The sequence below is a fragment of the Mycobacterium sp. AT1 genome (assembly GCF_002043095.1).
Classification (GTDB): Bacteria; Actinomycetota; Actinomycetes; order Mycobacteriales; family Mycobacteriaceae; genus Mycobacterium.
The window spans coordinates 38,742-57,645 of sequence record NZ_MVOC01000065.1; the positions used below are offsets into that span (position 1 = coordinate 38,742).

An 18,904-nucleotide genomic window follows, 5' to 3' on the forward strand; every position below is an offset into this window, starting at 1 on the left:
CCTCGGGACCCCGTGGGGCTCAGCCCTTCGCGACCGACAGCGTCAGCCGGTAGTCCTCGAGCGGTGTCGAGTCCTCGGGTGTCTGCGGGTACGGCTCCAGCGAGCGCATCGTGACCGTGTACTCGCCGGCCCGGCCGGACGAAACACCTTGGCCAGGGGCGGGATTGGTGTTGAACTCCACCGTCGTCGGCGGCTCGCCCTCGGCCTGTGCGACGACCGTCACGCGGGACTGTCCGCTCCAGAAGCAGGCGACGCTGGCGGGGCAGCGGGAATCCTCGAGCACGTCGGCGAAACGCACGCGGAGACCGTCGACCGAGGCCTCCTGCCCGCCGCCGAGCGTGAAGTCCCGGTCGAGGCCAACGGTGACGGGATCGGCCGAGGCGACCTGGCACTCCGCAGCCAAGAGGCTCACCGCCGCAAGCGCAGGCAACCACGCCTTGATCACGACGGCCCGTCCCAGGTGTGCACGGGCTGGTTGCCGTGCATGCGCTCGCAGTACAGGTGCAGCATCTCCGCCAGGGCCTGCGGACGGGCCATGCCACGGTTCTGAAGCGCCCGGACGGTGTCGACCTGCCAGGTCGCGCCGTTGCGGCCGGACTTGGCCCGGCCTTCGATGACGCCGAGGTAGCGGTCCCTGACCTCCGCGGTGACACCCCACCGTTCGAGTCCCTCGTGGGCGAGGGGGAGGAGTTCGCGGAGCACCAACTCGTCGGGTGTGACCTCGCCGAGCCCGGGCCAGTACAGCCGTGCGGCCATCCCGCTGCGCGCGGCGGAGGTGAAGTTGCGTTCTGCCGCAGCGAAACTCAGCTGCGTCCAGATCGGGCGGTCGTCGTCGGACAACGCGCGCAACGCACCGTAGTAGAAGGCCGCGTTGGCGAGCATGTCCACCACCGTCGGCCCGGCGGGCAGTACCCGGTTCTCGACCCGCAGGTGTGGCCGTCCGTCGACGACGTCGTACACGGGCCGATTCCATCGGTAGACGGTGCCGTTGTGCAGGCGCAGCTCGGGAAGCGTCGGCGTCCGGCCCGCCGCCAGCTCGGCGACCGGATCCTCGTCGGACACCTCCGGCAGCAGCGACGGGAAGTACCTGACGTTCTCCTCGAACAGGTCGAAGATCGACGTGATCCACCGCTCCCCGAACCACACTCGGGGCCGCACGCCCTGGGTCTTGAGTTCCTCGGGCCGGGTGTCGGTGGCCTGGGCGAACAGCTCGATGCGGGTCTCGGACCACAGCTCGTGGCCGAAGAAGTAGGGGGAGTTGGCGCCGAGGGCCAGCTGTGGCGCGGCCAGCACCTGCGCGGCGTTCCAGTTCTGCGCGAATTCCGCCGGTGACACCTGCAGATGCAATTGCATGCTGGTGCAAGCAGATTCGGGGGCGATCGACGCCGCCTGCAGGGTCAGCCGTTCGGCCCCGCCGATGTCGATCATGATGTCCTCGCCGCGGGCGGTGAAGATGGAGTCGTTGAGCGCCTGGTACCGCGTCGACTCGCTCATCCAGTCCGCCGCGAGATGCTCGGGCATCAGCGTGGGCAGGATGCCGATCATCACGATGTGCGAACCGTCGGAGTTGGCCTTGGACTCCGCGGCGTTGAGGCTGGCGCGCACCTCGTCTTCGAGTTCGAGGCTCGAGTTGCCGCCGAGTGGCCGCGGCGGCACGTTGAATTCGATGTTGTAGGCGCCCAACTCGGTCTGGAACGCCGGATCGGCGATCGCGGCGAGCACCTCGCGGTTGGTCATCGCCGGCTGATAGGCGGCGTCGACGAGGTTGCACTCGATCTCCATGCCGGTCAGCGGGCGTTCGCACTCGAAGCTCGCCTGGGCGAGCATCGTCTCGAACACGTCCAGGCTGAGTTGGACCTTCCGCCGGTACTGAAGCCGGTGTTCGCGGCTGTACTCGGTCTGCCGGACCTCGTCACCCATGGGCCGAGCCTATCGACGCGAGGCCACTGCCACCTGCGGACTGAGAAGACCGCCGCGAAGTTCTAGGGTGACGGCCGGATCGGCCAGGGCTGCCAGCGTGCGCAACGCCGACGGGCTGTAACTGCGCAGCGAACTGATGACGCCGTCGTGGACGAACGGGATGAACGGCGCGAACGGCAGCATGGTCGCCAGCCTGACGAGGTGCAGCGGCGCAGGCGGCCTTGGCAGGTCGACGATCACCAGCTTGTCGGCGACGCGGGTGCCCTCGGCGATCACGCGGACCGCCTTGGCTGGCGGCAGGTGGTGAAACGACAGCGCAAAGACGGCGAGGTCGAAAGAGCCGTCTGCGGCGTCGATTTCGGTGGCGTCCGCGAGGCGGACGGTGGCGCGCTCGTCGGAGCCCAGCGGTCCCGCCGCCATCGCGGCCACCGACTCCGGTTCGACGTCGGTGACCGTGACGTGCGCGGTCGGGTGCATCTCCAGCAGCTTGGCCGACAGGCCGCCGTGCCCGGCCCCGAGCTCGAGGACTCGAGGATCGGGCACGTCGGCAACCTCGTCGAGGGCGATGTGGGCGAACTTCTCGTGATTGCCGAACCATTCGCCGGTCAGCTCGAGCGCCCGGACCACGCTGCGTTTGACCCCCGGGTCGACGTCTTCTCTGTCGAGGTACTCCAGCCGGTCGGTCTCCAGGAGCCGGTCCAGGCAGGACGCGTCGAACCCTCCGCGGGGCATGTCGGAGACGTCAGTCACCGGGTGCGTCACCCCTCCATCATGGCCGACGTCGAGTCAGAACTGTCCGGGGAACGGGATGAGGGGCGAGCGCCCGCCCGGGACCTGCAACGTCTCCGGCATCACCGGGCGCTCAGTGGGCACCCTCGCGCCGTCGCGGTAGACGAGCGTGCCGGTATAGGTGCCGTTGTCGTAGTTGTCGTAATAGAAGTGACCCTCGACGATGTACTGGCACTGATCGTGCGTCGTCCCGTCCTGCGAAGCGGGCCCGGTGACGAACACGCCATCGAAGCCGGGCGCCTCGCACATCGCCTGCGGGTCGGGCGCAGGCGCAACGGGATCAGGCTCGGCGCGGGCAATTCCGCACAGAAGTAACGGGCCAACGGCGCACGCCGCGGCCAGCGCTGCGACACGACGGCCGCGCGCAATCGCAGAGGCGTTGATCAACGGCACCTTTCGGTCTCGCGGTGATGACCCGACGACGTCACTGTAGCGGTGGGTCGGTACGACGTCGTCGGGTTCGGGCGATCGCGGGCGTTCGCCACCAGGCCGTCGTGGCCCCGAGGCTAGGGGTTGAAGTCGTCGGGCAGTTCGATGTCGGCGACGGCGAGGTTCTCCTCCAGGTGGGCGACCGACGAGGTGCCGGGAATCAACAGCACGTTGGGGGCGACCGACAGGGTCCACGCCAACGCGATCTGGGCCGGCGTGTAGCCCAGGTCGGCGGCCGCCTTCTTCACCGCCGGGTTGCCCAGCACCGGATTGTCGTCGTTGAACGCCGAGCCGAGCGGGAAGAACGGGACGAAGGAGATGCCGCGTTCGGTGCACAGGTCGAGGACGGGTTGCGACGTCCGGTCGACCAGGTTGTAGGCGTTCTGCACCGTGACGATCTCGGTCCGGTCGAGCGCGCGGCGCAGGTCGTCCTCGTTGACGCTGGACAGGCCGATACCGCCGATCAGGCCCTCGTCGCGGGCGGCGATCATCGCGGTGAGCTGCCGGTCGAACAGCTCGTGGTCGACGACGCCGGGAGTGTTCGGGTCACCGGAGTGGATGCGCAAGTTGACCGCGGCGAGCTGGTCGACGCCCAACTCGCGGAGGTTCAGTTCGATGTCGGCGCGCAGGTCGTCGGGTTCGGCCGCCGGGACCCAGTTGCCCTCCCCGTCGCGGCGGGCGCCGACCTTGCTGACCAGTGCCAGTTGGTCGGAGTACGGGTGCAACGCCTCACGGATCAGCTGGTTGGCCACGTCCGGGCCGTAGAACTGCGCGGTGTCGACGTGGTTGACCCCGAGCTCGACGGCGCGCCGGAGCACGGCGATCGCCTGATCGTGATCGCGCGGTGGTCCGAAGACGCCGGGTCCGGGTAGTTGCATCGCTCCGAAGCCGACTCGGTTGACGGTGAAGCTGCCGAGCTGAAAAGTCGTCATGTCCCCATCCAACAGCGAAGGGGGCGCATTCAGTCCGAATACGCCCCCCGAATCGCTTGTTACTCGGTTTCGCCGAGGATGCCGTAGATCTCTCGGCGGGCATTGTTGACGACGTCGACGATGCGCTGCTGCTGCTCGGCGGACGCGGCGTGCGCGGACTGCGCGACCGCACCCATCAGCTGGCCGACGGCACCACGCAGGTTTGCGTGACCGGGATCGGCGCCGTCGGTGATCTCCTCCCACGGCGGGGTTTCGATCTTCTCGGCGGTCTCGCGGCCGGCGTCGGTGAGCTCGAAGAGCTTCTTGCTGCCCTCGCCGGGTGCGCTCTTGATCAGGTCTTCGTCGACCAGCAGCTGAAGGGTGGGGTACACCGAGCCGGGGCTGGGCTTCCACAGGTCCTGACTGCGCTCGGCGATCTCCTGGATCATCTCGTAGCCGTGCATGGGCCGTTCGACCAGCAGCGACAGGATGGCGGCGCGAACGTCGCCACGCTTGCCGCGACCGCGACCGCGGCCTCCGCCACGTGCGCCGCCGAAGCCGGGACCGCCGAAGCCGGGACCAAATCCGGGGCCGCCGAAACCGCGTCCGAAGCCACGACCGAAGCCGGGGCCGAAGCCACCGTCGGTGCCTGCGTCGTGTTCGAGGATCGCTTCGCGGAAGCCGCGTCGGGCGGCATGTCGGCGCTCGTGCATGGCACGCCGGTCGACGGGTGAGAAGCCGGGGCCGAAACCAAAGCCGAAGCCGCCGTTGGGGGGTGTGAATGGGGTGTTCATGTGTGTGTCTCCTTGGCCGGGAAACGCCGAATGCGCTTCCGATACGTTGACGATATATCGGAAACTATCGCGATGCAACCATTTGGAGTCGGTTAGTTGGCGGTACGCCCGTCGATGGCCTTGACCTGGGCCCGCGCCCAGTCGCCCTCCATGGCCGCCGCCCGGAGGCCGTATTCGAGGGCCGCGCCGCCGTAGAACTCGGCGTCGCTGTCGCCCCAGGGCGCGAGTTCGTCGCGGAGTGCGGTCAGTCGGTTCAGCTCGGAATCGGCATGGCTGGCCACGCTCACCATGTACTCGCGGGCCTGCTCGTGAGGGATTTCGCCGAGGAGGAACACGCGCAGCAGGGCGGCGCTGCGATGGGGCGGGTCGTCGCGGGGGTTGGTCACCCACCTGATGAGTTCTGTCCGGCCGGCGCCGGTGACCTGGTACTCCTTGCGGCCGCGGGGGCCGACGTCGGAGACCTCGATGAGCCCGTCTGCGGCGAGTTTGTTGAGCTCCCCGTAGAGCTGGCTCTGCGTGGCGGGCCACACGTTGGCCATCGACTGCTCGAAGCGGCGGAGAAGGTCGTAGCCGCTGCCCGGGTGTTGGGCGAGAAGGCCGAGGGCGGCGAAGCGGAGGCTCACATAACGAGCGTACGGCCCGACGTTCCAGTTGTGGAATGTCGGGCCGTACGGTGTGTCGGGTCTGCCGAACGTGACGCCAGTGCGAAATCCGGGCCGGATCTTCGCAGTGGCGTCACGCTCGGTGCGGTTTGGCGGTTAGGGGGTGCCCTCCGCGTCGACGAGCGTGGCGCCTTCGGCAACCCGCAGCGCCGTCGACCGCCACGGGCCGCGGGTGGCCAGCAGGTAGTACAGGACGAAGGCCACGCCACAGCCGATGAACCAGCTGTACTGCGCGGCACCCGCCATCCCAAACACGATGCCGCCGAGCAACACTGGCGCCATCGCCAGGACCGCGCCGACGACGGTCGCCGTGACGGCGGCCAGGTTGTAGCCCTTCGAGTACCAGTAGTTCGCCGTCTTGGACATGGTGAACAGGTCGTCGACGACGATCTTCTGCTTGCGGATCAGGTAGAAGTCGGCGATCAGCACACCGAACAGCGGACCGATGAACGCGCCAAGGGTCTCGAGCGTGTAGTGGATGACCTCGGGATTGTTGTAGAGGTTCCACGGCGTCAGCAGCACCGAACCGACGGCGGCGATCATGCCGCCCATCCGCCAGCTGATCTTCTGCGGGCTGACGTTGGAGAAGTCGAATGCGGGCGAGATGAAGTTGGCCACGATGTTGATGCCGATGGTGGCGATGGTGAACGTCAAGGCGCCCAACACGATTGCGGTCACACTGTCGATCCGGGCGACGGTGGCGACCGGGTCGGTGAGCAGCTCGCCGAACACCGGCACCGTCGCGGCCGCCGTGACGACGACGAGCAACGAGAACACCAGGAAGTTGACGGGCAGGCCGAGGAAGTTGCCCTTCTTCACCGCCGAGTAGCTCTTGCCGTAGCGGGCGAAGTCGCCGAAGTTGAGCATCGGGCCGGAGAAGTAGGACACCACCAGCGCGATCGCGCCGAGCATGACGACGAGAGTGTTGCCCTTCTTCTCACCGCCGAGGTTCAGGCTGACGTGCCACCCCGACTTCCACAGCAGGTAGCCGCAGAGGATGAACATCACCACGTATACGGCGGGGCCGCAGAAGTCGATGAACTTGCGGATGGACTCCATGCCGCGCCAGAACACGGCCGCCTGCAGGATCCACAGCAGCGTGAAGCTGCCCCAGCCGAGCAGCGACAGGCCGGTGAAGCCGTACTGGTCGACGTCGGCGTACGGCGCGAGGCCCGGGAACAGCTTGAGCAGCACGACGTCCAGCGCCGCGGAGGCAAGGTAGGTCTGAATTCCGTACCAGGCCACCGCGATCAGTCCGCGGATGATGGCCGGGATGTTGGCCCCGAGCACGCCGAACGAGCTGCGGCACACCACCGGGTACGGCACGCCGGCCTGCTGGCTCGGCTTGGCGACCAGGTTGCACAGGAAGTAGACGATCACGATGCCGACCAACAGGGCGATCAGCACCTGCCAGCTGGCCAGGCCGAGGGCGAACAGGCTGCCCGCGGTGACGTATCCGCCGACGCTGTGCACGTCGGACATCCAGAAGGCGAAGATGTTGTACGACGACCAGGTTTGCTTGCCGAGCGGCGCGAGATCCTCGTTGGTCAGTTGGGGGTCGTAGCCGTCCTTGATCACTCCGCCGCCGACCGGATGGCCTGCGGCCTCGACGATGTCGCCGACGGCGATCACCGCGCTTGGCGGTGGTTCCTTTACCTCTGTCATTGCTAGCTCCTGATCGTGTGCACGTGTTGCAATGCGATTGGGAAAAGCTAGCGGCGAGTTGTTGCGGTGCCGTTGCGCCAAAAATATATTCTGGTCAGCCCTCGTCGGCGACGAGACCGGTGTCCACCGGCAGCGTCGCGACCACCTCGTTGAGTCGTCGGTGATGGGCGGCGCTGGTGGTCAACAACCGGTCGACGTCGCGGGCGAGGAAGGCGTCGAGCATCTCGCCGTGGTCTTCGTGCAGCCGCGCGCGTTGGGAGTGTTCGACGTGCACCATCACCTGGACGGGTTCGGTGATGTTCCAAGCTGATTCGAGCATGTGAATGAGGCGGAGCATCCCCGACGGTCGGGTCAGGCCCATGTGGAAGATGCGGCTCTGGCGGTGGTAGGCCTGCGGATCGTCCACGGTCACGGCATCTTCGAGCAGTTGATTGGCGTGGGTGACGTGCGCGCGCTCGGCGTCGGTCGCGCGGACGACGGCAGCCGCCAACGCTGCGGACTCCAATGTCTCACGGACGATGTACATTTCGGCGAGCTCGCTGGCGGTCAACTGTGCGACGGCGTAGCCGACGTTGGTCTGATGCGCGACGAGCCCTTCGCCCGTCAGCGTCTTCAGGCTCTCCCTGATGGGGATGTGGCTGACGCCGAAGAGTTCGGCGACCTCGCTGACGGGGATCGGGGTGCCGGGCGGCACCGCGCCGTCGAGGATGACGCGACGAAGTTCGTCGACGATTCCCTGTTGGGAGAACCCGGCCCGGGTGACCGCGAGCGGCAGCGCCCAGGCGGAGTGGCGGCGGACCGACATCGCTTCATCCTGCCCCGGTTTCGGCTGGGTGGCGACGCAACCACATTCCACTATTGACATGTCAGTAATGGAGTGTCATGGTGGAAAGGTCCCACCCGCAGCCCAGGGAGCACTCGACATGACCGACACCCACACCGAGACGACGGACGCCGAGCAGGCCGAAATGTTCGGCACCGGCACGTTCTTCCAGCGCGGCAACTATGCGCCGGTAGCCGACGAACTCACCGAATTCGATCTGACGGTCGAGGGGTCGATCCCTCCGGAACTGGACGGCTGGTACCTCCGCAACGGACCCAACCCGCGAAAGCCCGCCGGGCACTGGTTCAGCGGCGACGGCATGATCCACGGCATCCGCGTCGAGAACGGACGTGCCGCCTGGTACCGCAACCGCTGGGTCCGCACCGACAGCTTCGAGAACGACTTCCCGCTCTACAACACCGACGGCACCCGCAATCTGCGGTCGGCGGTGTCCAACACCCACGTCGTCAACCACGCGGGCAAGACACTGGCGCTGGTGGAGTCGTCCCTTCCATATGAGGTCACCAACGACCTGGAGACGGTCGGCGCCTACGACTTTGGTGGCCAGCTGGTCGACTCGATGACCGCGCACCCCAAGATCTGCCCGACCACCGGTGAGATGCACTTCTTCGGCTACGGCAACCTGTTCGAGCCCTACGTCACCTACCACCGCGTCGACGCGGACGGGACGCTCACCGTCAACCGGCCGGTTGACGTCAAGGCGCTGACGATGATGCACGACTTCGCGCTCACCGCCGAGCACGTCATATTCATGGACCTGCCCATCGTGTTCAACGCCGAGGCGGCTGGCGCCGGGGACATGCCGTTCCGCTGGGACGACGGCTACGGGGCTCGCCTCGGCGTCATGCGCCGCGACGACCCGTTCGGTCCGATCCGCTGGTTCGACGTCGACCCGTGCTACGTGTTCCACGTCGCGAACTCCTACGACGTCGGCAATTCGATTGTGCTACAGGCAGTTCGGTACCCCGAGCTGTGGCGTGGACACGCCGGATTCGACCAGGACGCGATGATGTGGACCTGGACGATCGACCTGGCGAAGGGCACCGTCAGCGAGCAACAGCTCGACGACCGTGCCGTGGAGTTCCCCCGCATCGACGACCGCCTCGCGGGCCTTGCGGCTCGGTACTCCGTCTCCGTCGGCAAGGACAGGCTCGTCCGGCACGACCTCACCACCGGCAGCGCGATCGAGCACCCGTTCGGCACGGCGGCCTCGCCCGGCGTCCCCGGCGAGGCGGTCTTCGTCCCCGGCAGCGGGCCGGCCGACGAGGCCAACGGCTACTACCTCGGCTACGTCTACGACGCCGCGCGCGACGGCAGCGACCTGGTGATCCTGGATGCCTCGGACTTCGCCGGAGCTCCGGTCGCGACGATCAAGCTGCCGCAGCGGGTGCCGTTCGGCTTCCACGGCAACTGGATAGGCGCCTGACCTCAAACCGCAGGGGCAGCCATTGGCGGGCGGCCGTGGCACGACCGGAAGCGGCTGCCACTGCCGCAGAAGCACGGGTCGCTGCGGGGGATGGGCAGCATGTACACGTGGTCCTCGCGGACGCGTGCCATCGCATCCTGCAGCCGGTGGGCCGGCGCGGGCACGTGACGGTGTGTCATCCAGGCGATCGCGACGGCGAGCGCCCCGAGCAGCATCACGATCTTGACGGCCTCACCCGTGGACTGGCGAAAGCGAAACCAGGCCGCCACCTCGACGCTCTGACCTTCGAGGGCCTTTGCGATCTGCTCGGCGGACGGCATACCGGTCCTGAGCTCTTCGAGCAAGGCGTCCTGCAGGTGGCTCAGTTCGTCGAGGGTCATGCCGACGAGCACGGCCTCGACGTGCGCATCGGCCGACAACACGTCTCCAGATGTGTACATACATCCCCCCGAACACTTGCGTCTCCCCAGACGCATCCATCCTCACGCTAACGGGGGACGGCGTCCGGCGAATCGGGGAAAACCCTTCGGTTTAGGGTGTCCCGATGGCTGTCAAGTGGCTCGACGATCCAGAGGACCACGACTACGAGGCGGCCGCCGACTATCTGAGCCTGATCAGCGAGCCCGAGGCGATCGCCGCGACGGTCGACGCGCTCCGGGCCGCGGACACCACACTGCGCAAGGCCAAGGACGTCCTTCGGGCCGCCCACCTCGATCTGCTGCCCGCGACGAATCCACGCGTCACGACCGACCTCGCGAAGATCGATGCGGGAAAGAAACTTTCACCGGTATTGCTGGTCCGCGGACGGGTTCTCGACGGCGTGGCGTTGCAGATCGCCGACGGGTACCACCGGGTCTGCGCCAGCTACCTGACCGACGAGAACACCCCCATCCCGTGTCGTCTGGTGTCCTGGCAAGCCACGAACTGAGATGACGCACATGGGGTTCGGCACGCTGGCCCTACTCGTCGTCGCCGGGTTGGCGGGTCCGCTGCTGGCGTCGGTGCCGCGGCTGCGTCTCCCCGTGGTGATCGGCGAGCTTGCTGTGGGAATCGTGTTGGGGAAGACAGGTTTTGGGGTCGTCGACCACACCGAGCCGACGTTCGAACTGCTGGCCAACGTCGGCTTCGCCCTGGTGATGTTCGTGGTCGGAACGCACGTGCCCATCCGCGACCGTGCGCAACGCTCGGCGGTGCCTGCGGCGCTGGTCCGCGCCATTCTGGTGGGTGCGGTCGCCGCCTGCCTCGGTGTCGGCCTCGCGCAGATCTTCGGCACGGGGCACGCCGCTCTCTACGCCGTGTTGATGGCGTCGTCGTCCGCGGCGCTCGCGTTGCCCATCATCGGCGACCTCAAGCTGACGGGTCCTCCCATCCTGTCGCTCACCGCCCAGATCGCGGTGGCCGACACCGCGTGCATCGTGTTGCTGCCCTTGGTCATCGACCCGGCCCGGGCGCCGCGGGCGGCACTCGGTGCCCTGGCGATCGCGGCGTGTGCGGCGATTCTTTACCTCGCGCTGCGGTGGGCCAACGACAGGGGATTGCGCAAACGGCTGCACAAATACTCGGAGAAGCAGAAGTTCGCCCTCGAGCTGCGCGTGAATCTGGCAATCCTGTTCGGGTTGGCAGCGCTGGCCATCAGCACCCACGTCTCGATCATGTTGGCAGGCTTCGCACTGGGTCTGGTGGTCGCGTCGATCGGCGAACCACGGCGGTTGACACGGCAGCTGTTCGGCATCACCGAGGGGTTCTTCGGGCCGCTGTTCTTCGTCTGGCTGGGCGCCTCGCTGCAGGTCCGCGACCTCGTCGACGATCCGCAGTTCATCCTGCTCGGCGTGGCCCTTGGGGTCGGCGCGATCCTCGCCCACGCCGTCGGGCGGATCCTCAAACAGTCCATGACGCTGGCGGTGTTGTCGGCGGCGCAGCTCGGCGTCCCGGTCGCGGCGGCGACGGTCGGCACCGAGGGGCACCTGCTGCTTCCCGGCGAGCCCGCGGCACTGGTGTTGGGGGCGCTCATCACCATCGCGGCCACCTCGGCCGCCGGGGTGATCGCCGCGCGAACTAGCCGGTCGACGCCCCAGCCCGGTGCACAGTCGGGCTGACGCCGTAGGTGCGTTTGAAGGCGCTGCTCAACGCGAACGGCGTGCCGTACCCGACGTGGCGGGCGACTGACGCGATCGTTGCACAGTCGGCCCGCAGCAGGTCGGCGGCCAGCGCCAGTCGCCATCCCGTCAGGAACGCTATCGGTGGCTCGCCGACCTGCTCGGCGAACCTGCGGGCGAAGGCCGCGCGTGAGCAGCCAACGGCCGCAGCGAGATTGGCGACCGTCCACGGGTGTGCCGGGTTGTCGTACATCAGTCGCAATGCGGGACCGACGACGGGATCGTGCTCGGCATGCCACCAGGTGGGCGCCCGCTCGTCGCGGTCGAACCAGGTGCGCAGCACGTCCATCAACAGCAGGTCGAGCAGTCGGTCGAGGTAGGCCGCCTGGCCAGGCCCGTCGCGCCCCGCTTCGCCGGCGAGCAGCGCCACCAGCGGGGTCTGCCATTCGTCGGATCGAAGCACCAGCACCGTCGGAAGTGCTTGCAGCAGCCGGGAACTCACCTCGCTGTGCCCCTCATAGGCGCACACGACGGCGCGGTCGTCCCCCGATGTGGTGTTTCCCCACGTCCGCACCCCGACCGACATCTCGAAGCGCAGATCCTCCCCGTGCAGCGTCGTGCAGCGGTTTCCGGGGTGGACGACCACCTGCGGTGCGGTGAGCGCGCGGTCGGCGAACAGGTAGTGCTCAACGCCGCGCGCGATGGCGACGTCCCCGGGCCCGAGATCGAACGACCCGCCGGAATCCGTCACGATGACCGCGTTGCCCTGCGTCATGCAGATCAGGGTCAGCGGAGCGTCGTCCTGGATGCGCATCGACCACGGCGGGTTCAGGGAGAGGCGCAGCACGAACGCTCCCCGGGCCCGCACCCCGTCGAGTAGTCCGCCGAGCGCGTCCATGCCCTCGAATGTAGACGCCTGCGTATGCATTCGGGAGTCTTGGCGATGGATCGTCTAGGCGTCGACCGTTTGACTGGGCTCATGTCCTTCAGCCCGTATCTGGTCGCCACCGCCGCAGCCGCCGTGACGAGCGCCGTCGTCGGCGGCATCTTCTACCCGTTCTCCACCTTCGTGATGTCGGGACTCGACCGCGCACGACCCGTCGAGGCGATCGCGGCGATGCGCGGCGTCAACGCCGAGGCGCAGGCCAACGTCCCGTTCCTGGTGATGTTCGCCGGGTCGGCGGTGCTTGCCCTCGGCGTCGGCGTCGCCGCGGCGTTCCGGCTGTCGCAACCGGGCGCCGGTTACGTACTGGCTGGTGCCGTACTCGCGCTGGTGGCCTTCGTCGTGACGATGGCGTTCAACGTTCCGCTGAACGATCACCTGGACGCGGTGGATTCGTCGGGTCTGTCCGCAGCGGACGCGACGAGGGAATGGCACGCGTATCTGGGGCCGTGGACGGCGTGGAATCACGTGCGGACCGCGGCTCCACTGTTGGGCTCGGTACTGATGCTGGTCGGGCTACGCGGCCGCTGACCCCGCGAAAGGCGAGGGCGACCACGCCCGCGGCGATCAACACCAGTACCGCGGCGATGGTCGCCGTCGGCGCGATCCCGGCGTCGAACGCCACCCGCGCCGAGTCCATCAGCCTCGTGCTCAGCGCCGGTGGCAGGGTCTGCGACACCGAGGCGGCGCCTGCGATGCTCTCCCTGGCGTCGGCGGTCTGCAGCTCGGTGAGACCGCCCGGCAGCTCGACGCTGGCGCGGTAGTACGCCGTGAAGATGGTGCCGAGTGTCGCGGTGCCGACGACGGCACCCAACTCGTAGGCCGTCTCCGAAACCGCAGACGCGGCACCGGACTTGGCGGGCTCGACCGACGCCACGATGGTGTCGTTGGAGATGGTCTGGGACATCCCGACGCCGATCTCCAGGATGATGAACGAGACGATGACGGCGACCACGGTGAGGTCGTGCCGGAACAGCAGGATGGCGAGGAAGCCAGCGGCCACCAAGATCAGTCCGATGATCATCAAGACATGCGGCGCAATGCGTTTCGCGATCGGCACCACCGCGACGCCCGCAATCATCGACAGTACGGCACCGGGCAGGGTGACCAGTCCGGCGGCCAAGGGGCTCAACCCGAGCACCAGCTGAAGGTGCTGCGAGATGAAGAAGATGAACCCGATCAGGCCGACGATCGACAGGAAGTTCGCCAGGATCGAGGACGTGAACGCGCGATTGGCGAACAGCCCGACGTCGAGCATCGGGGTTGTGGTGCGGCGCTGACGGCGGATGAACACCAGTCCGGACCCGACTCCGATCACCAGCGCGGCGACGACCAGCCCCGACACCCCGTCGTGGGCGGCGGACTTGATGGCCCAGACGATCGGAAGCATCGTGGTCAGCGTCAGCAGCACGCTGAACGGATCCACCGGGCCCGGATTCGGATCCCGCGATTCCGGCACCAGTCGCGGCGCCAAGACCAGAAGCGGCAAGAGGATCGGCACGGCGACCAAGAACACTGCGCCCCAGTGGAAGTGCTGCAGCAGCGCACCGCCGACGATGGGGCCGAGGGCGGAGCCGGCGGTGAAGCAGGACGCCCACAGGGCGATGGCGAGCCGCCGTGCGGACGCGTCGATGAAGATGTTCCGGATCAGCGACAGCGTCGACGGCATCAGCATCGCGCCGAAGACGCCGAGGAGTGCGCGCGCGGCGACCAGGTATTCCGCGCTTGGCGCGAATGCCGCGGCGGCCGACACGACCGCGAAGCCTGCGGCACCGATCATGAGCAGCCGACGCCTGCCAACCCGGTCGCCGAGGCTGCCCATCGTCACCAGAAGAGCGGCAAGCACCAGGGAGTAGACGTCCACGATCCACAGCTGGGTGGTGGCGGGCGGGCGGAAGTCCTGGGCGATGCTGGGCAGCGCGAAGGCGAGCACGGTGTTGTCGACGGCGATGAGGAGCACCGGCAGCATGAGAACCCCGAGCGCGAACCAGGCGCGCCGCGGTGTGGGGATGGACGTCGGGGTGGCGTCCATTCGGATGGACATTGGTCTGCTCCTGAGAACTACTGAAACGTGGTCGGGGTGAAAACCCCTGACGCTAAGACTGATTCGGGTTGATGGTGCCCTGGGTCAAGCTGGCCATGATGGCGTCGACCACTTGCACGCGGGGGGCGCCCTGACGTGCGGCGTCGTGGCCGGCATCCAGGAGCGCCCAGAAGACGAGCCGGGGCCACCCCGGCGGCCCGGCGGTGCCCTTGGTGGCCACCCGGTCGAGTACCTCGACGATCAGTTCGTCGCCGGTGTCGAGTTCGGCGGTCAGCTCCTCGTCGCGAACGATCGACGAGTCGCAGTAGATGAACGACGCGATCGGACCCAGGTCCAACTGACACTCGACCACGCGGCGCAACGCCTCGATCGGCGGCCCACAGTTGGGCTCCGCGCGCTCGATGGCCGACTTGCTCAGCTCGTGCACGTGCAGGGCAAGGGCCCGCAACAGGTCGGTGCGCTCGGCGAAATACCTGTGCAGGGTGCTGCGGCCCACATCGGCCGCCGCGGCGACGTCACCGAGCGAGGCGATCGGATTGGCGCCGAGCACGTCCATCGCCGCGTCGAGAATCGCCTTGCGGGTTCTCGAACGTGGGCCACCGATGGCCGACAGCGACGCAGTCATGTACCTAAATTAGCACACCTGCCCCATAGTGGGACATAAGTGTCCCACTAGTCGGGGTTGGTGAATCCCCCCGGCGGCCTCGAGTAGACGGTCGGAGGTGGCGCAGCCGGCCCGGGGGGATGGGGCGGCCACGCGGTGGGGGCCTGCGGACGCAGCCTGTCGAGCTCCCGGCGGTGGCGCTCGGCCAGCACCGCTGCCAACACCAGCGGTGGGGGAGCCGACGCCGGCGGTGGCGGCGAAATTTGGGCGACCACCTCGGCGTAGATGCGATGCGCCATCTGATCGCGCATCACGGGCTCGAGCTGATTCGCCCTCACGAGGAACTGGCGGGCCAGCTCCGCCTGCTCGGGTCGCAACCCGGAAAGCTGCAGCGACGACGCCCACCACGCCAGGGCCGGCGGCATCGGAACGGGCGGCGGCATCTTCGGCCCTCGCTCGCTGACCACCATGGTGCCCGCGAACACGTCGCCGATCCGCTTGCCCTTGGTCGACAGCATGCTGCAGACGACCGCGGGTGCCCCCGCGAACATCCAGATCTCGATGAACCCCGACAGCGCTCGAAAGAGGGCCTGGCGGAAGCGTTCCGGGCCGCCGTCGTCAGAGACGACGCGCAGGCCGAGCGCCATCTTCCCCAATGACCGGCCCCTGGTGGCAACCTCGAAGATGACGGGATAGCCGACGATGCTCAGCACTGTGAAGACGATGAGCACCGCCGCCGACAGCGCGTCGTCGAGATCGGCGACGGCCCATAGTGTGAACCCAAGGATGTAGGCGATGAAGACCACCGTCAGGTCGATCAGCGCGGCCAGGGCACGCACCGGCAATTGGGCGATCTGAACGTCGAGGACGACGGCGTCACCCGTGACCATCGGCTCGGGCTTGGCCACCATGCCGCCCCACGCTACTAGGCTCGCCCGTGTGGACGTGGACGCATTCGTGCTGGCCCACCGGCCCGCGTGGGACAGGCTGGAGACTCTGGTCAGACGTCGCCGCAAACTAACCGGTGCCGAGGTCGACGAGCTGGTGGACCTCTACCAACGCGTCTCGACCCATCTGTCGATGGTGCGCACCGCGTCGAATGACTCGGTGCTCGTCGGCAGGCTGTCGGGCCTGGTCGCCTCGGCGCGGTCGGCGGTCACCGGCGCCCACGCCCCGGTGTGGAGCGAGTTCGCCCGCTTTTGGACGGTGTCGTTCCCCGTCGTGGCGTACCGCGCGTGGCGATGGTGGCTGGGTGCGGCGGTCGCATCCCTCGTCGTGGCGGTTCTGATCGGGAGCTGGGTGGCGGGCAACCCCGAGGTGCAGGCCGCCGTCGGAACCCCCTCCGACGTAGCAGAACTGGTCAACCACGACTTCGCCTCCTACTACAGCGAGAACCCAGCGGGTTCGTTCGCGCTGCGGGTGTGGATCAACAACTCGTGGGTGGCGGCGCAGTGCATCGGCTACGCCGTGGTCCTTGGCCTGCCGATCCCGTACGTGCTGTTCCAGAACGCCGCGAACGTCGGAGTCGTCGGCGGGCTGATGTTCGACGCAGGCAAGGGCGACGTGTTCCTCGGCCTGCTGACCCCGCACGGGTTGCTCGAGCTGACGGCTGTATTCCTCGCCGCGGCGGTGGGGATGCGGCTCGGATGGTCGGTGGTGTCACCCGGCGACCGGCCGCGCGGTCAGGTGTTGGCCGAGCAGGGGCGTGCCGTCGTCTCGGTGGCCGTCGGGCTGGTCGTCGTGCTGCTGGTGTCGGGTCTCATCGAGGCGTTGGTCACGCCGTCCCCGTTGCCGACGTTCGTGCGCATCGCGATCGGCGTCGCCGCCGAGCTCGCGTTCCTGTCGTACGTGGTCCACTTCGGCCGCAAGGCCGTGCGGGCTGGCGAGACGGGCGACGTCGACGACGCCCCGGATCTGCTGCCGACGTCCTGACGCTGCCTCGGTGAGCAGACGCAAACGGCCCTCATTCGCCCGAATTCAGGGCCGTTTGCGTCTGCTCGCGGGAGGGGTGGGGCGCGCTAGAGCTTGCCGGAGGCCTTCATCGCCAGATAGCGGTCCGCCAACGCGGGCGCCAACTCCTCCGGCATCGCGTCCACGACGTCGACGCCGTGTCGCCGCAGCCGTGCCGCCAAGGCGCCGCGGTCGTTGCGGGACCGCTCTGCGGCGGCCGCGTCGTACACCTGGGCGGCGTCGGCCCGCCCTGCCGCGAGGCGGTCGACGCGCGGATCACCGACCGCGGCGAGCACCACCTGGTGTTTGGCGGCCAGCTGCGGCAACACCCCCATCAGGCCCTCGTCGAGCGCCGAGGAGTTCAGATCGGTCAACAGCACCACCAGCGCGCGCCGCCGGATTCGCCGCTGCACCGTCGCGACCGTCGCCGCGGCGTCCGACTCGACCAGCGCGGGTTGAAGCGGCGCCATCGCCTCGACGAGCTGAGGCAGCAGCTGGGAGCGCGTCGCGCCGTATACCCCGGCCCGCGGCACCCGATCGTGCGCGATGAAGTCGACGTGATCGCCGGCCCGGGATGCCAACGCCGCCAACAACAGTGCCGCGTCCATCGACCAGTCCAGGCGCGGCCAGCCGCTCGGGTCCCCCGACGTGGGGTCGACGCCGACACGCCCAGCGGACGTCCGGCCGGTGTCCAACACGATGACCACCCGACGGTCCCGCTCCGGGCGCCAGGTGCGGACCACGACGTCGGCTCGCCGGGCCGTGGCGCGCCAGTCGATGGACCGGACGTCGTCGCCGACGACGTATTCGCGCAGCGAGTCGAACTCGGTGCCCTGGCCGCGGATCAGAACGGGGATGGCGCCGTCGAGCTCGCGAAGCTTCGCCAACCGGGACGGCAGATGCTTGCGCGAGAGGAACGGCGGCAGGATTCGCACCTGAGACGGCACCCGGTGCGAGCTCTGCCTGCCCGCCAGGCCCATGGGGCCGACGGACCGGGCGGTGACCAATGCCGATTGTTGGTCACCGCGGCGGATCGGCCGCAGCGTCGTGGTGACCCGAAGTCGTTGTCCACCAGCGATCATCACGACGTGCGTGCGCGGCTCGGCGCGCGCCGACGGCGCCCAGGCGTCGCGAATCCAGCCGCGAAGTTCGCGGCGGCCGGGGTTCTCGACGATCAGCGCCGCGTCGACTGGTTCGCCCAAGCGTGCGGCTCCGTCGCCCAGCCTGGTGAAGCGCAGCCGCCGGGTGTTGGCCGCCAACGCCGCGTCGATCACGATCGCCGCCGCCAGCAGAACGAGCAGGGCCACGAAGGTCTGCGCGGGCCAGGGTGAAAGGCCAACGGGCAGAACGCAGATCAGGGCGACCAGTCCGGCCCGGCCGGTGAGCACCACTAGCGGGGTACCGGCACCGAGGCCAGGATGCCGTCGAGGACGCCGTCGGGAGTGGCTCCTTCGAGTTCCGCCTCGGGCCGCAGCGCGATCCGGTGCCGCAGCGTCGGCCGCGCCATCGCCTTGACGTCGTCGGGGGCGACGTAGTTGCGCCCCGACAACCACGCCCACGACCGCGCCGTCGCGAGCAGCGCCGTCGCGCCGCGGGGTGAGACGCCGAGTTGAAGGGCCGGGGACGCCCGCGTCGCCCCGGCGATGTCCACGATGTAGCCCATCACTTCGTCGGCGACCAGGACCTGGCGCACCGCTTGGCGTCCGGCGGCGAGCTCGGCGGGTCCCGCGACGGGGCGGATGTTGGACAGGTCCCGGGGGTCGAAACCCCTTGCGTGCCTCGACAGTATCGCGATCTCCTGGTCGCGTGGCGGCAGTGGGACGTTGA

Annotated in this window: 20 protein-coding genes and 1 pseudogene; 5 read left to right on the forward strand and 16 right to left on the reverse strand. The window is 68.3% G+C overall.

What is annotated here, in order from left to right:
* Nucleotides 1-19: 19 nt before the first annotated feature.
* The 9 genes from B1790_RS27710 to B1790_RS27750 all read right to left on the reverse strand — a co-directional run bounded on the left by B1790_RS27710 (nt 20) and on the right by B1790_RS27750 (nt 7,975).
* Nucleotides 20-445 (reverse strand): hypothetical protein, encoded by a 426-nt coding sequence (locus tag B1790_RS27710; protein ID WP_233165348.1) that lies wholly within the window; start codon nt 443-445, stop codon nt 20-22.
* Nucleotides 442-1,920, reverse strand: a complete 1,479-nt coding sequence (locus B1790_RS27715; RefSeq protein WP_079926498.1) for a glutamate--cysteine ligase — start codon at nt 1,918-1,920, stop codon at nt 442-444. Before B1790_RS27715 ends, B1790_RS27710 begins: the two co-directional genes overlap by 4 nt.
* Nucleotides 1,921-1,929: 9 nt before the next feature.
* Nucleotides 1,930-2,652, reverse strand: coding sequence for a class I SAM-dependent methyltransferase (locus B1790_RS27720; RefSeq protein ID WP_079926523.1), 723 nt, complete (start codon nt 2,650-2,652; stop codon nt 1,930-1,932).
* A gap of 54 nt (nt 2,653-2,706) precedes the next feature.
* Nucleotides 2,707-3,102: a hypothetical protein gene (locus B1790_RS27725; protein ID WP_079926499.1), complete on the reverse strand. Its 396-nt coding sequence runs from the start codon at nt 3,100-3,102 to the stop codon at nt 2,707-2,709.
* Between the two features lie 113 nt (nt 3,103-3,215).
* Complete coding sequence (locus tag B1790_RS27730) at nt 3,216-4,070, reverse strand: oxidoreductase (RefSeq protein ID WP_079926500.1); 855 nt, start codon at nt 4,068-4,070, stop codon at nt 3,216-3,218.
* A 59-nt stretch (nt 4,071-4,129) separates the two neighbouring features.
* Entirely contained in the window at nt 4,130-4,843 is a 714-nt protein-coding gene (locus tag B1790_RS27735; RefSeq protein ID WP_079926501.1) for a PadR family transcriptional regulator, read from the reverse strand.
* 92 nt (nt 4,844-4,935) lie between these two features.
* Nucleotides 4,936-5,466 carry a PadR family transcriptional regulator gene (locus B1790_RS27740; protein ID WP_079926502.1) on the reverse strand — a complete coding sequence of 177 codons (531 nt, stop codon included), beginning with the start codon at nt 5,464-5,466 and terminating at the stop codon, nt 4,936-4,938.
* 135 nt (nt 5,467-5,601) lie between these two features.
* On the reverse strand, nt 5,602-7,170 hold the full coding sequence (locus B1790_RS27745; RefSeq protein WP_079926503.1) for an NCS1 family nucleobase:cation symporter-1: 1,569 nt from the start codon (nt 7,168-7,170) through the stop codon (nt 5,602-5,604).
* 94 nt (nt 7,171-7,264) lie between these two features.
* A complete protein-coding gene (locus B1790_RS27750; RefSeq protein WP_079926504.1) occupies nt 7,265-7,975 on the reverse strand; it encodes a GntR family transcriptional regulator in 711 nt (236 codons plus the stop codon).
* Nucleotides 7,976-8,093: 118 nt separating this feature from the next.
* On the opposite strand from B1790_RS27750, the gene B1790_RS27755 reads away from it, so the two are divergent.
* Nucleotides 8,094-9,440 carry a carotenoid oxygenase family protein gene (locus B1790_RS27755; RefSeq protein WP_079926505.1) on the forward strand — a complete coding sequence of 449 codons (1,347 nt, stop codon included), beginning with the start codon at nt 8,094-8,096 and terminating at the stop codon, nt 9,438-9,440.
* A 2-nt stretch (nt 9,441-9,442) separates the two neighbouring features.
* Here the strand turns inward: B1790_RS27755 and B1790_RS27760 are convergent, their stop codons facing one another.
* On the reverse strand, nt 9,443-9,880 hold the full coding sequence (locus B1790_RS27760) for an SEC-C domain-containing protein (RefSeq protein ID WP_142271535.1): 438 nt from the start codon (nt 9,878-9,880) through the stop codon (nt 9,443-9,445).
* A 104-nt stretch (nt 9,881-9,984) separates the two neighbouring features.
* Between B1790_RS27760 and B1790_RS27765 the strand changes: the two genes are divergently transcribed.
* Both B1790_RS27765 and B1790_RS27770 read left to right on the forward strand, forming a co-directional pair.
* Nucleotides 9,985-10,368: a hypothetical protein gene (locus tag B1790_RS27765; RefSeq protein ID WP_079926507.1), complete on the forward strand. Its 384-nt coding sequence runs from the start codon at nt 9,985-9,987 to the stop codon at nt 10,366-10,368.
* A 1-nt stretch (nt 10,369) separates the two neighbouring features.
* A complete protein-coding gene (locus B1790_RS27770; RefSeq protein WP_079926508.1) occupies nt 10,370-11,536 on the forward strand; it encodes a cation:proton antiporter in 1,167 nt (388 codons plus the stop codon).
* Here the strand turns inward: B1790_RS27770 and B1790_RS27775 are convergent.
* The gene (locus tag B1790_RS27775) at nt 11,496-12,434 is read right to left on the reverse strand and encodes an AraC family transcriptional regulator (protein WP_079926509.1); all 939 of its coding nucleotides are present in this window, start codon (nt 12,432-12,434) and stop codon (nt 11,496-11,498) included. The two genes, B1790_RS27770 and B1790_RS27775, sit on opposite strands and share 41 nt — an antisense overlap.
* Nucleotides 12,435-12,701: 267 nt before the next feature.
* On the opposite strand from B1790_RS27775, the pseudogene B1790_RS35460 reads away from it, so the two are divergent.
* A pseudogene (locus tag B1790_RS35460) lies at nt 12,702-12,923 on the forward strand (anthrone oxygenase family protein); the annotation flags it as partial.
* On the opposite strand, the gene lfrA reads toward B1790_RS35460, so the two are convergent.
* From lfrA to B1790_RS27795, 3 genes are read right to left on the reverse strand one after another with little or no spacing between them, the layout of a single operon-like run.
* Entirely contained in the window at nt 12,835-14,523 is a 1,689-nt protein-coding gene (gene lfrA / locus B1790_RS27785; RefSeq protein WP_079926511.1) for an efflux MFS transporter LfrA, read from the reverse strand. The pseudogene B1790_RS35460 and the gene lfrA sit on opposite strands and share 89 nt — an antisense overlap.
* Nucleotides 14,524-14,575: 52 nt before the next feature.
* Complete coding sequence (locus tag B1790_RS27790) at nt 14,576-15,148, reverse strand: TetR/AcrR family transcriptional regulator (protein WP_079926512.1); 573 nt, start codon at nt 15,146-15,148, stop codon at nt 14,576-14,578.
* Nucleotides 15,149-15,195: 47 nt separating this feature from the next.
* Nucleotides 15,196-16,038 carry an RDD family protein gene (locus B1790_RS27795; RefSeq protein ID WP_079926513.1) on the reverse strand — a complete coding sequence of 281 codons (843 nt, stop codon included), beginning with the start codon at nt 16,036-16,038 and terminating at the stop codon, nt 15,196-15,198.
* Between the two features lie 28 nt (nt 16,039-16,066).
* Here B1790_RS27795 and B1790_RS27800 point away from each other — a divergent pair, with 28 nt between their 5' ends.
* Nucleotides 16,067-17,059, forward strand: a complete 993-nt coding sequence (locus B1790_RS27800; RefSeq protein ID WP_079926514.1) for a stage II sporulation protein M — start codon at nt 16,067-16,069, stop codon at nt 17,057-17,059.
* Between the two features lie 86 nt (nt 17,060-17,145).
* On the opposite strand, the gene B1790_RS27805 is transcribed toward B1790_RS27800, so the two are convergent.
* Both B1790_RS27805 and B1790_RS27810 read right to left on the reverse strand, forming a co-directional pair.
* Nucleotides 17,146-18,468 (reverse strand): DUF58 domain-containing protein, encoded by a 1,323-nt coding sequence (locus tag B1790_RS27805; RefSeq protein WP_079926515.1) that lies wholly within the window; start codon nt 18,466-18,468, stop codon nt 17,146-17,148.
* Nucleotides 18,468-18,904: MoxR family ATPase (locus tag B1790_RS27810; RefSeq protein ID WP_142271536.1), on the reverse strand; the 437-nt coding region annotated here is incomplete at its 5' end. The genes B1790_RS27805 and B1790_RS27810, both read right to left, overlap by 1 nt.